This is a genomic window from Parvularcula maris (genome assembly GCF_024505085.1).
Lineage (GTDB): Bacteria > Pseudomonadota > Alphaproteobacteria > Caulobacterales > Parvularculaceae > Parvularcula > Parvularcula maris.
Genome location: NZ_JANIBC010000001.1, coordinates 429,996 through 443,658, shown reverse-complemented (window position 1 = coordinate 443,658; position 13,663 = coordinate 429,996). Strand labels below are relative to the sequence as shown.

The following is a 13,663-nucleotide window of genomic DNA, read 5'->3' as shown; positions in this document are numbered from 1 at the left end:
GGCTCAGCCGTTCTCGGCTACGTCGCGCAGATAGGTCTGGTAGTCGTTCTTGAACGCGTCGGCCAGCTCGATGAGCCTTTCCTTGGTGATGAACCCCTTGCGGAAGGCGACCTCCTCCGGACAAGCGATCTTGAAACGCTGGCGCGCTTCCAGGGTCTGTACGAACTGGCTGGCTTGAAGGAGGCCGTCGAAGGTGCCTGCGTCGAGCCAGGCCGTGCCGCGCGGAAGGCGGCTGACCTTCAGCTTGCCCGCCTGGAGGTAGGCGTCGTTGATCGAGGTGATCTCCAGCTCTCCGCGGGCGGAGGGTTTGACTTCCTTGGCGATCTTGGTGACGTCCTGGTCGTAGAAGTAGAGGCCCGTGACCGCCCAGTCGCTTTTCGGCTTCTGCGGCTTCTCCTCGATGCTCAGCGCCCGGCCGTTCTCATCGATCTCGACGACACCGAAAGCCTCGGGATCGGGCACGCGGTAGGCAAAAACCACGGCGCCGTCTTCGATCTTTCCCGCCTGCTGTAGCTCGCCGGACAACCCAGCGCCATAGAACATGTTGTCGCCAAGGGCGAGTGCGCAGGGTTGTCCGCCTACGAACTCTTCGCCGATCAGGAACGCTTCGGCGAGGCCGCGCGGCTCATCCTGTACCGCGTACTGAAACTCGACGCCCCACTGCTCGCCCGTACCGAGCAGCTGCTTGTAGAGGTCCATCATGTCCGGCGTCGCGATCAGCATGATCTCCCGGATGCCCGCCAGCATCAGCGTGGTGATCGGGTGGTAGACCATCGGCTTGTCATAGACCGGCAGGAGCTGTTTCGAGACCGCGCGGGTGATGGGGTAGAGCCGCGTGCCGTGGCCGCCTGCGAGGATGATGCCCTTCATCGGATCAGGACCCTTCGTTGAGAACGCGCGCCACGATGGGGGCCACCCGGTCGCGCCAGTGGGGCAGACGGACATCATAGGTCGCTGCCAGTTTGTCGGAGGAGAGAACGGAGTAGGAGGGGCGCTTCGCCGGGGTTGGAAACTCCGAAGACGGAATACGCCTGATGGTGGCGGAGGGGCCGCCCTGCGCCGCGCTCTCCTCGAAGATGGCCTCGGCGAAGTCCGCCCACACCGCCTCACCGCCCGCCGTCATGTGGTAGATCCCCCGCTCCACCTTGCCGCCGAGCCAGGCTTCGGCGACGTCCAGAAGGCCTTTCGCGATGTCGTGTGAGGAGGTCGGCGCGCCCCTCTGGTCGGCGACCACGCCTAGCTCATCACGGTCCGCCGCGAGGCGCAGCATGGTCTTGAGAAAGTTCTTACCGTAGACGCCGTAGACCCAGGCCGTGCGGAAGATCGCGGCTTGTTCGTGCGCTTTAAGAACGGCCTCTTCCCCGGCCAGCTTGGACGATCCGTAGACACCTAAAGGCGAGACCGGGTCCGTCTCTTCGTAGGGTTCCGTTCCCTCGCCGTCGAAGACATAGTCCGTGGAGATATGAAAGAGCGGAACACCGGCAGCCGATGCCGCCTCGGCTAGGTTCTTCGGACCGCCCTCGTTCCCCGCATAGGCCTCGTCGCGGTCCGTCTCCGCCTGGTCCACCGCCGTGTACGCCGCCGCGTTGATGACGAGGTCCGGCGCGTGCGCGGCGAACGCCTTCTTGACGCTATCGAGATCCGCGATGTCGAGGTCCGGGCGTCCCAGGCAGACTAGCTCCATACCCGGACGATCAGCGGCAGCCTCCGCAAGGCTCTGCGCGACCTGGCCGGAGCGGCCTGCAACGAGAATCTTCGCCATGACTACTTCTTCCCGACCAGGCCGAGGCGCTGGCCGTCATAGACTTTGTTGCGGAGCGGCTCCCACCAGTCGCGGTTTTCGAGATACCACTCGATCGTCTGCTGAATGCCCGTGTCGAAATTGTACTCGGCCTTCCAGCCGAGTTCACGCTCGAGCTTGGTGGCGTCGATGGCGTAGCGCTGGTCGTGGCCAGGGCGGTCGGTGACGAACTTGATCAGCTCACGACGAGGCTCGTTCGCCTTCATCTTGTCGTCCAGCGTGTCGCAGATCGTGTGCACCACCTGAAGGTTGGTGCGCTCATTCCGTCCGCCGACATTATAGCCCTGGCCCAGACGCCCCTTAGTGAGGATGGTCACCAGCGCCTTGGCGTGGTCGTCCACGTGAAGCCAGTCGCGGATGTTCGAGCCGTCACCGTAAACGGGAAGCTCCTTGCCGTCCATCGCGTTGAGGATCATCAGGGGAATGAGTTTTTCGGGAAACTGGTAGGGGCCGTAATTGTTCGAGCAGTTCGACAGCACCACCGGCATCCCGTAGGTCCTGTACCAGGCCATGGCGAGATGGTCCGAGGCCGCCTTCGACGCTGAATAGGGTGAGGACGGATCGTAGGGCGTGGTCTCCTCGAAGAGGCCGTCGGCGCCAAGCGATCCGTAGACCTCGTCGGTGGAGATGTGATGGAAGCGGAAGTCCTCTTTCGCGCCGTCGCTCAGCCCCATCCAGTAGCCGCGCGCAGCCTCCAGAAGGTTGTAGGTGCCCATGATGTTGGTCTCGACGAAAGCCCGGCTGCCGGAGATCGAGCGATCCACATGGCTCTCGGCGGCGAGGTGCATGACATGGGTCGGCTTCTCGCGCTCGAAGAGCTGCACCATGGCGCCCGCATCGCAGATGTCGAGCTGGTGGAAGCTGTAGCACGGGTTGTCCGCGACGCTTTTCAGGGTGTCGAGGTTCGCCGCGTAGGTCAGCTTGTCGACATTGACGACCTCGGCGTCGGTATCGCCGATCAGATGACGGATGACCGCTGAACCGATGAACCCTGCGCCGCCGGTGACGATGATCTTCTTGGCCATGATGGTTCAGCCCTTATAGGTGAAGTAGGTCGGAAGGTCAGCGAGCACCGGGTGCTGTGTATCCTTGCCCGAGAGCACCGGCTCTTTCCCACCAAGCCCCCAGTCGATGCCGAGCGCCGGATCGTCCCAGGCGAGGCCCTTATCGGCTTCGGGGTCGTAGTAGCTTGTCACCTTGTACTGAACTTCCGTGTTGGGCTCGAGCGTGACGAAGCCGTGGGCGAAGCCTGCCGGCACCCAGAGCTGCCGCCCGTTCTCGGCCGAAAGCTCTTCGCTCACATGCTGGCCATAGGTCGGTGAGCCTTGCCGGATATCCACCGCCACATCGAGAATGCGCCCGCGCGTGCAGCGCACGAGCTTGCCTTGCGGTGACGGCTCGGTCTGAAAGTGCAGCCCGCGAAGCGTGCCCACCCCACCGCTCAGCGAGTGGTTGTCCTGCACGAACGGCCCCTCGATCCCCCCCTCGGCGTAGCGGGAGGCGACGAAGCTCTCTTCAAAGAAGCCGCGGTGGTCCCCATGCCGCTTGGGCTGCACGAGGATGACATCGGGAATGGCGAGGCGTGTGAACATGGGAATGCCCTAAACTTTCCTAGCGCTACCGCAAGCTTCGTGCCGGACGCCCGTTAGGAGAAGGTGACCCCTGCCCGCTCGTGAAGCCGCTTGCGCAGGTCGGAACCCAGGCAAGCGGCGGGGGTGGTGATGCCGCCCTGCCCGTCCGGCCTGTCCTCCACCAGGCAGATCGAGGCCTCGGAGATCATCTTGGAGGTGGAGCCGTAGCCTGGGTCCTTGTCGCCTTTCACCTCTGTCTGCGCGATGACGCCGTCCGGCCCGCTGCCGATGAGCTGGAGGTGGAAGCTGCCGTTTTCGCGCTCGTCCTTGGAAGGCCCCTCGCCGGGCTTAGGCGCGTCGTCGCCAGCCATGGACTTGTCGTTCGCGATGGCCTCCGCCCGCGCCTTACCCTCCTCGCCGTCGCCGGTCGGGATCATCTCGTCATAGACGAGACCCTCACCGTAGGCGTGGCCCTGAAGGTAGTTCGAGCGGTGGACGTTCTTGGTGTTGATCGACGCCATGATGAAGGGGGCGAGCCAGGTCTGCGCCTCCTCGTCATACCTGACCGCCTGGGGGTTGGGCTGCTTCGGCCCGGTGAAGCCGGGGCAGAGGGAGAAGGGGTTTTTGAGGTCCTCGAGCACCTGCGGGTTCGAGAAGGCGGCCTTCATGGTCGCCTTGAAGCTCGCCGCCGTGCCGCCGGAGAAGGTGCCCTTCATGCCGCGCACAAAGAGCTTGACCCGCTCCGCCGGGGCGCCCGCAGCTTTCGCTTTCTCCTGCAGGTCCAACATGCCGATATCGCTGGGGATCGAATCGAAGCCGCAGGAGAAGACGATGCGCGAGCCCGAAGCCTTGGCCGTATCGTTCGCCTCGCGGATCTTCTCCGCCATCCAGGCAGGCTCGCCGCAAAGGTCCGTATAGTCGGTTCCTGCGTCGATGCAGGCCTTGAGCAGCTTGTCGCCGTAGAGCTGGTAGGGGCCGACCAGGGTGGTGACCACCTTCGTGCTCTCGGCAAGCTTCTTGAGCGCCGCCTCGTCCTCGCCGTCGGCGATGAGGAGCGGCGCGTCGATGCCGAGCTCATCGCGGACTTCCTTCAGTTTGGCTTCGTTGCGCCCAGCCATGGCGAAGCGCTGATGGCCGATGGAGCCCAGATACTCGGCGACTAGGCGCCCCGTAAAACCGCTCGCGCCGTAGACGACGATATCGAAGTCCTTTGCCATGGTGGGCCTCCCTTTGGTTGGGGATGGCGTGGCGCGGGGCGGGGCAGATGGCAAGGGTTTGGTGCTGTCGCTTCCTTCTCGCCGTCATCCCGGCCGCAGCGAAGCGGGGGTCGAGCCGCAGAGCGGATCGACGGACCCATGGACAGAACGCAGAAAGCTGTTGCAACGGTTCGGTCCATGGATCCCGGATAAGCCTTCGGCTTTCCGGGATGACGGCGCTAATTCTCTCACCCCCGCGCCGCCTTCAGCCACCTCGCCTCATCCCAGACCTCGACCCCCAGATCCGCAGCCTTCTTCGCCTTGGACCCGGCCTTCTCCCCGGCCACGAGGATGTCGGTCTTGCCCGATACCGAGCCCGACACCTTCGCGCCCAGCCTTGCCGCCAGGGCCTTGGCCTCGTCGCGGGTCATCTCCTGCAGCGTTCCAGTAAAGACCATGGTCTTGCCCGCAAGCTCGCCCTCGGTGGCTTTCGCTTCAGGCGCGGCGGGGCTCAGCTCGGCGAACAGCGCTTCGGCGGCCTTGGTGTTGCCCTCCTCATGGAAGAAGCGCGCCAGAGCGTCGGCCACCGTCTCGCCGAGGCCATCAATGGCGAGAAGCTCCGCCCTCGCCTCTTCGTCGCCCTCGGCTAGGCGGCGGCCCAGCTCCAGGAACGCCTCCTTCGACGGGTAGCGGTCGGCCAGGAGCCCGCCGGTGATGGAGCCCACATGGCGGATGCCGAGCGCGGCGATGACCCGGCCCAGGGGCCTCGTCCGCGCCGCCTCGATGGAGGCGAAGAGGTTGTCGAGCGATTTCTGGTTGGTGACCTCATGGGTCAGCACCGCCTCGCCCTTCACGGTCTTCTTCTTGTAGCTCTTGAGGGGCGAGCGGCCTTCCTCGTCGTTGAATGCTCCGGCTTCCTCGCGAGCAGCGAGGGTGAAGATGTCGGCAGGCTGACGGACCATCCCGGCGGCGAAGAAATCCTCCACCTGGCGCTCGCCTAGACCGTCAATATCCATCCGTGTGCGGGAGACGAAGTGCTTGAGCCCCTCCACTGCTTGGGCCGGGCAGATGAGGTTGCCGGTACAGCGGCGCACCACATCGCGCTCGCCGGTGCGGGGGTTCTCCTCCCTCACGGCGTCGGAGCCGCAGGCGGGGCACTGGGTCGGAAAAACAAACGGCTTCGATGATGCGCGGCGCTTCTCTTCCACCACGCCGAGCACTTGGGGGATCACGTCACCGGCGCGCTGGATACGGACGGTATCGCCCTTGCGCACGCCGAGGCGCTCGATCTCGTCCTGGTTATGCAGCGTCGCGTAGGTGACAACGACGCCGCCGACGGTAACCGGCGTCAGCCTCGCGCGGGGGGTCAGCGCACCGGTGCGGCCCACCTGGATCTCGATCTCTTCGAGCATCGTGGTCGCCTGCTCGGCAGGAAATTTGTGCGCGATGGCCCAGCGCGGCGCTCGGCCCACGGCGCCTAGCCGCTCCTGCCAGTCGAGCCGGTCCACCTTGTAGACCACCCCGTCGATGTCGTAGTCGAGGCTGGCCCGCTGCTCCTCAATCGAGCGGTAGTGGGCGAGCGCTTCCTCCGCATCCTTACAAGGCTTGGCGAGTGGGTTCTTCGGAAACCCGAGAGCCTCAAGCGCCTCCACCGTACCGGAGAACGTCTCGGCCAGGGGGGCGGAAAGCTCGCCCAATCCGTGGGCAAAGAATTTGAGGGGGCGGGAAGCGGTGACCTCCACATCCTTCTGCCTGAGGGAGCCCGCCGCCGCGTTGCGGGGGTTGGCGAAGACCTTCTCCCCCGCAGCCTCGAAGGCTTCATTCATGGCGGCGAAGTCTGATTTGGAGATATAGACCTCGCCGCGCACCTCCAGCACGTGTGGTGTGTCTTCGATCGTGTGCGGAACGCCCTCCACCGTCTTGAGCTGGGCGGTGACGTTCTCTCCCACCCGTCCGTCTCCTCGCGTAGCGCCGATGGTCAGCTTGCCCCCTTCATAGCGCAAGGAGGCGGAGAGGCCGTCGATCTTCGGTTCGGCAACCAGGGCCACAGGCACGTCCTCGGACAGGTTGAGGAACCGCCGCACCCGCGCGACGAAGTCGTGCACATCCTCATCGTTGAAGGCGTTATCAAGGCTGAGCATCGCCTTGGCATGGGTGTGCTTGGGGAACCGCCCCGTCGGCACCGAGCCCACCTTCTCCGACGGGCTGTCGGCGCGTTTGAGGTGCGGGTAGGCTTTTTCCAGCGCCGCGTTCTCGGCCCGGAGCGCATCGTACTCGGCGTCCGTCATCAGCGGATCGGCCTCGTCATAGGCCCGGTCGGCCTCTTCCATCAGGCGGGCGATCTCTTCGAGGCGGGCGGCGGCTTCTTGTTCGGTCATGGCTCTTTCGCGCGGTGGAGAGAGGAACTTAGAGGTTCGGTAGCTGCAGGGCGACCGGGCAGTTTTCCCCGTGCCTCCCCTGCCGTCATCCCGGACGCCGTAGGCGATCCGGGACCCATGGACCGACGTTCCGAAGAAACGCTACCGGCGAGATTATGCGAACCGATTAGGCCATGGGTCCCGGATAGCTCTTCGAGCTTCCGGGATGACGGTGGTTACGCCGCCTCCAAGAGCTTCTTCGCCGCAGCCCTTGCCTCTTCGGTCACCGTCGCGCCGGAGAGCATGCGGGCGATCTCCTCGCGCCGCTCCTCCTCGCTCAGCACGCGGACATCGGTGCGGACGGTCTTCTTGCCGGCCTTCTCCACCTTGAGATGACTGCGAGCGCGGGCCGCCACCTGGGGCGAGTGGGTCACCACCAGGGTCTGGGCATCGTCCGCGATCCGCGCCAGCCGCTCGCCGATGGCGTCCGCCACCGCGCCGCCTACGCCGGAATCCACCTCGTCGAAAACGATGACCGAGCGCCCGTCCTTCGCCGTCAGCACGGTCTTCAGCGCCAGGACGAAGCGGCTGAGCTCGCCGCCGGATGCAATCTGTTTGAGGGGGCCAAAGGGCGCGCCGGGGTTGGTGGAGACCTCGAAGGCGACGCGGTCGATGCCCGCCTCGCCCTCCAGGCCGTCCGGCTGCTCGACCACCACCTTGAACTTGGCCTTGTCGAGCTTGAGGGGGGCGAGCTCGCCCATTACCTCTTTCGCGAACCTTCCTGCCGCCTTCTGGCGCTTGGCGGAGAGCTTAGCGGCTTTCTCGGCATAGGCACCAGCGGCCAACTTCTCCCGGCCCCGCAACTCCTCGAAGCTGGCTTCGCCTTCGTCGAGGAGGGTGAGCTGCTGCTCCACTTCCTCCCGATACGCATGAAGGTCATCGGGAGCACGCCCATATTTGCGGCCCGCCGCCCTGAGCGCAAAGAGCCGCTCCTCGGTCTCGCCCAGGGCGTCCTCGTCCTGGGTGAAGGCTTCGGCGGCATCCAAGACCGCCGAACGCGCCTCGCCGAACTCGCTGAGCGCTGCGTCCAAGCGGGTGGCTGCCTCGATCAGCGGCGCAGCGGCGTCTTCGCCGAGCCGACTGGCCGCCCGCTCGATCCGTCCGGCGGCGGAGGACAGTTTGGCCTCTAACCCGTCATCTCCGAGCGCCGCGATGGCGGAAGAGAGGTCTTCGGACACTTTCTCCGCCGCCTGCAGCACGGCGCGCCGCTCGGCAAGCTCAGCCTCTTCGCCCGGCTCTGGAGCGAGCTTTTCGAGCTCCCCCGCCACGTGGCGCAGATAGTCCGCCTCGCGCACGGCGCGGTCCTGCTGCTCCTCGCGCTCGGCTATCTCCGAACGGATGGCTTTCAGCTCACGGAAGGCGGCCTTCACCCCCTCCCGGTCGCGCTCCAGGGCGGCGTAATCATCTAAAAGAGCGCGGTGCACGGACTGGTCGAGATAGCCCTGGCTTTCGTGCTGGCCGTGCACCTCGATCAGGCTCTGCCCGATGCGGCGCAGCATGCTGACGGGCACCGTCCGATCGCCGACAAAGGCGCGGGACTTGCCGTCGGCCTTCTGGATACGGCGCAGGATGACGAGGTCGTCCTCGGGTGTGAGGCCTTCTTCTTCGAGGAGCGCCCAGACGGGATGGACATCAGCAACTTCGAAGACGGCCTGGACCGAGCCCTGCTCCGCCCCCTGGCGCACGAGGCCCCGCTCGGCCTTGCCGCCGACAGCGAGGCCGAGGCTATCGAGGAGGATCGACTTGCCCGCCCCGGTCTCCCCAGTCAGCGCGCTGAGCCCTCCACCAAGGGGAAGGGTCAGACGGTCGATCAGGACGATGTCCTGGATGGTCAGTTCGATCAGCATAGACGAAAGAGGTGAAAGGCCAAGCCGGGGCGCTCGTCAACTCAAGGCGTGGGGAGGGCATTTATATCGACGCCTTCCCACGGCTTGTCCGTGGGACCCAACTCCTGCGGCTTCAACTGGGTAACCCGTCAGGAGATGGGTCCTATGGATCGCTGCGCGACCATAGGAAAGCGTCTGAAAGGGTTCCTACCCCCGAGGCCCCTCATCCTTGGCGAACACCACGCCCTCGTTCCAGCGCGGGCGCTCATCCATATCGGCGATGCGGCCGACGATCTCGGCGGTCAGCTCGGTGAACTTCGCGCCGTCCTCCCAGTTGATGGGCAGGGACATGTCGTCGGACGGCTTGTGGTAGTGGGTTGCCATGAAGGCCTGGAAGCCTTCCAGCCCCTCCCCTTCCATGCCGTTGAAGAGGAAGAGGGAGGGAATGCCCTCCTGCACGAAGCGGTAGTGGTCGGAGCGGACGAAGAGGCTCATCTCCGGCACCGGGTCGGGGGTGGCGCGCAGCCCCACCTCGCCCGCCGCCGCGTCGAAGACCGGACCGAGGGTCGAGTACTTCGCACCAAAAGCGATCATGTCGCGCACCGGATAGGTGAGCACCGGCATGTCGATATTGACGTTGGCCACCGGCTCGTAGCCGAGCTCCTGCACATTGCGCGCGAGATGCGCCGCGCCGAGCAGGCCCTTCTCTTCGCCGGTCAGGGCAGCGACGATGATGGTGCGCTTGTGGCCGCCTTCCTTAGCCAGCATCCGCGCGGCCTCCATGATGATCGCCGTGCCCGTCGCGTTGTCGAGGGCGCCGTTATAGATGTCGTCGGTCTCCGGGTCGCCGTCGTCGCGGGTGCCGACATGGTCGAGGTGAGCGGTGACCACCACCGCCTTGCCCCGCAAGCTCGGATCGGTGCCCTCGATCTTGCCGATGACGTTGTAGGCTTTCACCGGCGCAGCCTCCGCCGTGACCGAGATGGCGGCACTGGCGTCCAGAGCGAAGCTCTGCGCCGTACCCGCTTTCACCTGCTCGACAACCTCGTCGAGGTCTCGGCCCGAAGCAGCGAAGAGCTCTTTGGCCGGCTCCATGCCGAGAAGAGCCGTGGGCACCTGGCGGTCGAAGCCCGCCCCGATGGAGATCGGCCCTTCCGAGGCGCGCCCGAGATAGCGGGCATACTGACCGATGGCACGGTCGCTGGCGTCGAGATAGATCACGCCCGCCGCGCCCCGCTTCTCGGCCTCGGCCAGCTTCACGTCGAAGCGGCGGAGATGGACGGCGGCGGGGTTGTCCTCAATCTTCGGCGTGCCGGAGAAGAAGACGACAATCTTGCCGCGCACATCGACGCCCTCATAGGCATCCATGCCCAGAGCCGGCGCCACCACCCCGTCGCCGACGAAGACGAGATCGCCGGACACAAGCGTCTCAGACCCGTCAGGCATGTCGGAGCCTGGGTAGAAGGCCACGGTCTCGCCGGGGGTGAGCTCGATGGTCTCGCCGCCCGCCTGAAGCGTCAGCTCCCCCTGAATGGACTGAGGGTCGGTGCGGTAAAGGGGGACGGTCTGGAAGTAGTCCGGCGCCGCAGGCTCGAGCCCCGCCTCGCGCATGAAACCCGCCACGTAGTCGGCTGCCAGGTCGTAGCCCTCGCTGCCCGTGTCGCGGCCGCCGAACTCATCGGAAGCCATGGTGGCCACATGGGCCTCCAGCCGCTCGTCGAGGGAGCCCCCACCAAGACCCGGCACGGAGGCGCAGGCGATCAGGCTGACCGAGGCGAGGAGCCCGAGGGCGGGCTTTGTGAGCTGGATCATGGCGTTCCTTCGAATGTGAACCAATGGAACTGCAGCTAGCCGTTGTAACACCCCCCGTCCATGCTTTGCGCGTCAAGCTGTCCCGCTCGAAACGTCGCGCCGGTGCGCTAGCTCCCCTTCATGAAACGAAGTGGCAAGACGGTGAGGAAGGGCGACCTGCCCGAAAAGGACTGCCGCACCTGTGGACGGCCCTTCACTTGGCGCAAGAAGTGGGAGCGGGTCTGGGAAGAGGTGCTGTACTGCTCCGACCGCTGCCGCCGCGAGAGACCGAAGGAGCAGCCGTGATCTCGATGACTTCCCTGCCCGAGGGCTACCGCGCATTGGTCTGGGGGGCCTCCGGCGGGATCGGACAGGCCTTCTGCGATGCGCTGGAGGGCGACCCGCGATGCGGCAGCCTCGTAAGGGTCAGCCGCTCGGGCAGCGGCGTTCGCTACGACCCCGAGGATGAAAGCTCGATCGAAGCGGCCGCTGAAGAGGCGGCCAGCGGCGGACCGCTGCATCTCGTCCTTTGCGCGATCGGCACGCTGCACGCCGAGCGCTACCAGCCGGAAAAGGCGCTGCGTCAGCTTGAGGAGGAGGCGTTCCTCTCGGTCATGCGGACCAACGCCCTCCTGCCCGCGCTGATCGCCAAGGCGGTCGTGCCGCATCTCGCCAAGGATTGCTCGGTCTTCGCGGCTCTGTCAGCTAGGGTCGGCAGCATCTCCGACAACCGCCTAGGCGGCTGGCACAGCTACCGCGCATCCAAAGCGGCGCTGAACATGCTGCTCAGGAACATCGCCATCGAGACGGCTAGGCGGAACAAGGGCGCGGTGATTGCAGGGCTGCACCCAGGCACGGTGGACACGGCCCTCTCCGAGCCGTTCCAGGGCAACGTGCCGGAGGGGAAGCTCTTCACACCTCGGTACTCGGCAGAGGCCATGCTGAAGGTGGTCGATGGCCTAGCGCCCGAACAGTCGGGCGACGTGTTCGACTATGCAGGGGAGCGGATCGAGTTCTGACCCCCCTTCAAGCAAAGGACGTTACCCCCGCGACGCCCGCCTGCCTTCCTCGCCGTCCCGGAGCTGGTCCTTGATGGCCCTGAAGAGCGCCGGGTGTTCCCAGCGCTGGCCGGAGCGGTCGGCGGAGGCCATGACGATGACGACCCCCTCTTCGGGGTCCATGTGGACGTACTGGCCGTCATAGCCCTGCATGGAGAAGGCGCCCTCATCCGCGCCGTGGAGCCAGAAATGGTGGCCGTAGCCCATGGAGCCGATCTCGTTCTTGGCCTCGTGGTCCTCGGTCGGCGCCGTGCGGACGAAGTCGCGCCAGCCTTCGGGCAAGACGCGGGTCTCGCCCACCACACCGTCCTGGACGTAGAGCTGGCCGAGCTTGGCGTAGTTCTCGAGGGTGAGCTGCAGGCAGCAATAGGCCAGCACCTTGCCCGCAGGTCCCTGGCGGTCGGTCAGCCAGGTGCCGGAGGAGATCCCTAGAGGCTCGCCCAGCTTCTCCCGGAACAGGCTGCCGAGATCCCGGCCGTCATAGGCGCCGCGCAGCACTGCACCGAGGACTTGGGTGTTCGAGGAGATGTAGTCGAAATCCTCCCCCGGCTCGCGGTTCCTCTCATAGGGCTTCAGCACACCGTCCACATCCTTGTTGAAGAGGAAGGTATTAATGAAGAGGTTCCTAATGTCGGACCCCTCGGCCTCGTAGTCCTCGTTGAAGTCGATGCCCGAGGACATCATCAGGAGGTGGCGGATGCTCGTGTCGCCGTAATCGGTGCCGGCATACTGGACGGCGTAGCGGGCCGCCCGGTCGTCGAGGCTGTCGATCACCCCCTCGGCCAGGGCGATCCCGATCAGGCTGGCGGTGACGCTCTTGGCCACCGACCAGGAGGTGAAGCCGCTGCCCCGCTCGGCCTCGCCCAGATAGCGTTCATAGACGACCCTGCCGTCCTTCAGCACCATCATGCCCTGGACGTTGCGCTCCTCGGCGAAGGTCTCGAAGTCGCGGGGCTCGCCCTGCCACTTATAGGTGAGGTCGAGCTCCCTCAGGTCCCGCTCGAAGGTGGTCACCTGCTCCGCCCTGCCGAGGTTCTTGGAGGGGTAGATCTTCTCCATCATGCGGTAGGCCTCGCGCCGGTCCGGGGTGTCCACCATGGAGACGACCTCCTGGGGCGAGAACTCCGAGAAGGGCCTGAAGAAGTAGACCGAGGCCCCGACCACGGCAGCGCAGAGCGCGCAGAAGAGGATGAAGAAAAGTCGGCGCATCGTGGCGGCCCCCCAGGTTCTCGTTGTTATTTGCCCGAGCCGTAGCGCAAACGCCCCAGAAATCCTACGATGCCAGCGGGGTCTGGCGCAGCCTTGATCGCCTTCCCCTTGGCCTTCTCGAACTTCATCAGGTCCGACAGCCGCCGGTCCAGGAACGCCCAGGTCTCGGCATAGGGATCGTCCGCGGCGGCATCGCCGTCGTTCTGGAACCAGTGGGAGAGGGTCGCGCCGTAGATCACCGACAGGCTCGTGCGCTTGGTGTACCAGTTGAAGTCGGTGCTGGTGTCGCCGATGGTCCGCCACATCTTATCCGCGGTCTGCCAGACGAGCTTCGCCCCGGTCCCGGCGTGTTGAGGCAGCGCCAGGGTGGAGGCTGCGCGCCTAGCCGCCTCGCGGTTCCAGTCGAGCCCCTCGATCCGGTCCTTGATGAGCCACCTGATCTTGTCGGTGACCCCGTGGGGCGTGGCTTCCAGCGCCTTAAAGCTCTCCGCCATGCGCCGGTCCTCCTCCTCGGACCAGAAGGCCAGCGCGTCCTGCACGCCTCGGGGGAAGAGGCGGTGGAGAAGACCGTCGGCCAGCGCCTTCTCCTCCAGCCCCGCCTGGCGTGCGGCGCGCTTCAGCGTGGTCTCGGTGAAGCCGTCGAAGGCCGCCTCGCTCAGCAGCATCTCCAGCACTTCGCGGCGCTGCTCTTCGGGGTCTCTCGGCTCAGCTTGGGATTGGTCCATGACAATGCTCTATTCCGTACCGCAAAGCCTCGACAAGAGCGCCATTCGCCACTATGGCGCTACCCTTCG

At 65.6% G+C, this 13,663-nt stretch carries 12 protein-coding genes; 2 read left to right on the top strand and 10 right to left on the bottom strand.

Annotated features, from left to right (window positions below; genetic code table 11):
• Positions 1 to 3: 3 nt before the first annotated feature.
• The 8 genes from rfbA to NOG11_RS02080 form a co-directional block, all read right to left on the bottom strand.
• Positions 4 to 870: a glucose-1-phosphate thymidylyltransferase RfbA gene (gene rfbA / locus NOG11_RS02115; RefSeq protein ID WP_256617977.1), complete on the bottom strand. Its 867-nt coding sequence runs from the start codon at positions 868 to 870 to the stop codon at positions 4 to 6.
• Positions 871 to 874: 4 nt separating this feature from the next.
• Complete coding sequence (gene rfbD, locus NOG11_RS02110; RefSeq protein WP_256617976.1) at positions 875 to 1,762, bottom strand: dTDP-4-dehydrorhamnose reductase; 888 nt, start codon at positions 1,760 to 1,762, stop codon at positions 875 to 877.
• Between the two features lie 2 nt (positions 1,763 to 1,764).
• Positions 1,765 to 2,826 carry a dTDP-glucose 4,6-dehydratase gene (gene rfbB, locus NOG11_RS02105; protein WP_256617975.1) on the bottom strand — a complete coding sequence of 354 codons (1,062 nt, stop codon included), beginning with the start codon at positions 2,824 to 2,826 and terminating at the stop codon, positions 1,765 to 1,767.
• Positions 2,827 to 2,832: 6 nt separating this feature from the next.
• On the bottom strand, positions 2,833 to 3,393 hold the full coding sequence (gene rfbC / locus NOG11_RS02100; RefSeq protein ID WP_256617974.1) for a dTDP-4-dehydrorhamnose 3,5-epimerase: 561 nt from the start codon (positions 3,391 to 3,393) through the stop codon (positions 2,833 to 2,835).
• 53 nt (positions 3,394 to 3,446) lie between these two features.
• The gene (locus NOG11_RS02095; protein WP_256617973.1) at positions 3,447 to 4,589 is read right to left on the bottom strand and encodes a saccharopine dehydrogenase family protein; all 1,143 of its coding nucleotides are present in this window, start codon (positions 4,587 to 4,589) and stop codon (positions 3,447 to 3,449) included.
• Positions 4,590 to 4,816: 227 nt separating this feature from the next.
• Positions 4,817 to 6,946: an NAD-dependent DNA ligase LigA gene (gene ligA / locus NOG11_RS02090; RefSeq protein WP_256617972.1), complete on the bottom strand. Its 2,130-nt coding sequence runs from the start codon at positions 6,944 to 6,946 to the stop codon at positions 4,817 to 4,819.
• Between the two features lie 215 nt (positions 6,947 to 7,161).
• Positions 7,162 to 8,832, bottom strand: a complete 1,671-nt coding sequence (gene recN, locus NOG11_RS02085; protein WP_256617971.1) for a DNA repair protein RecN — start codon at positions 8,830 to 8,832, stop codon at positions 7,162 to 7,164.
• A 186-nt stretch (positions 8,833 to 9,018) separates the two neighbouring features.
• Complete coding sequence (locus NOG11_RS02080; protein WP_256617970.1) at positions 9,019 to 10,623, bottom strand: M28 family peptidase; 1,605 nt, start codon at positions 10,621 to 10,623, stop codon at positions 9,019 to 9,021.
• A 120-nt stretch (positions 10,624 to 10,743) separates the two neighbouring features.
• Between NOG11_RS02080 and NOG11_RS02075 the strand changes: the two genes are divergently transcribed.
• Both NOG11_RS02075 and NOG11_RS02070 read left to right on the top strand, forming a co-directional pair.
• Positions 10,744 to 10,908 (top strand): DUF2256 domain-containing protein, encoded by a 165-nt coding sequence (locus tag NOG11_RS02075; protein WP_256617969.1) that lies wholly within the window; start codon positions 10,744 to 10,746, stop codon positions 10,906 to 10,908.
• A gap of 5 nt (positions 10,909 to 10,913) precedes the next feature.
• On the top strand, positions 10,914 to 11,621 hold the full coding sequence (locus NOG11_RS02070) for an SDR family NAD(P)-dependent oxidoreductase (protein ID WP_256618236.1): 708 nt from the start codon (positions 10,914 to 10,916) through the stop codon (positions 11,619 to 11,621).
• A 21-nt stretch (positions 11,622 to 11,642) separates the two neighbouring features.
• Here NOG11_RS02070 and NOG11_RS02065 read toward each other — a convergent pair whose 3' ends face one another.
• Positions 11,643 to 12,869, bottom strand: coding sequence for a serine hydrolase domain-containing protein (locus NOG11_RS02065; RefSeq protein WP_256617968.1), 1,227 nt, complete (start codon positions 12,867 to 12,869; stop codon positions 11,643 to 11,645).
• 26 nt (positions 12,870 to 12,895) lie between these two features.
• The gene (locus NOG11_RS02060; RefSeq protein WP_256617967.1) at positions 12,896 to 13,594 is read right to left on the bottom strand and encodes a COQ9 family protein; all 699 of its coding nucleotides are present in this window, start codon (positions 13,592 to 13,594) and stop codon (positions 12,896 to 12,898) included.
• Between the last annotated feature and the right edge of the window lie 69 nt (positions 13,595 to 13,663).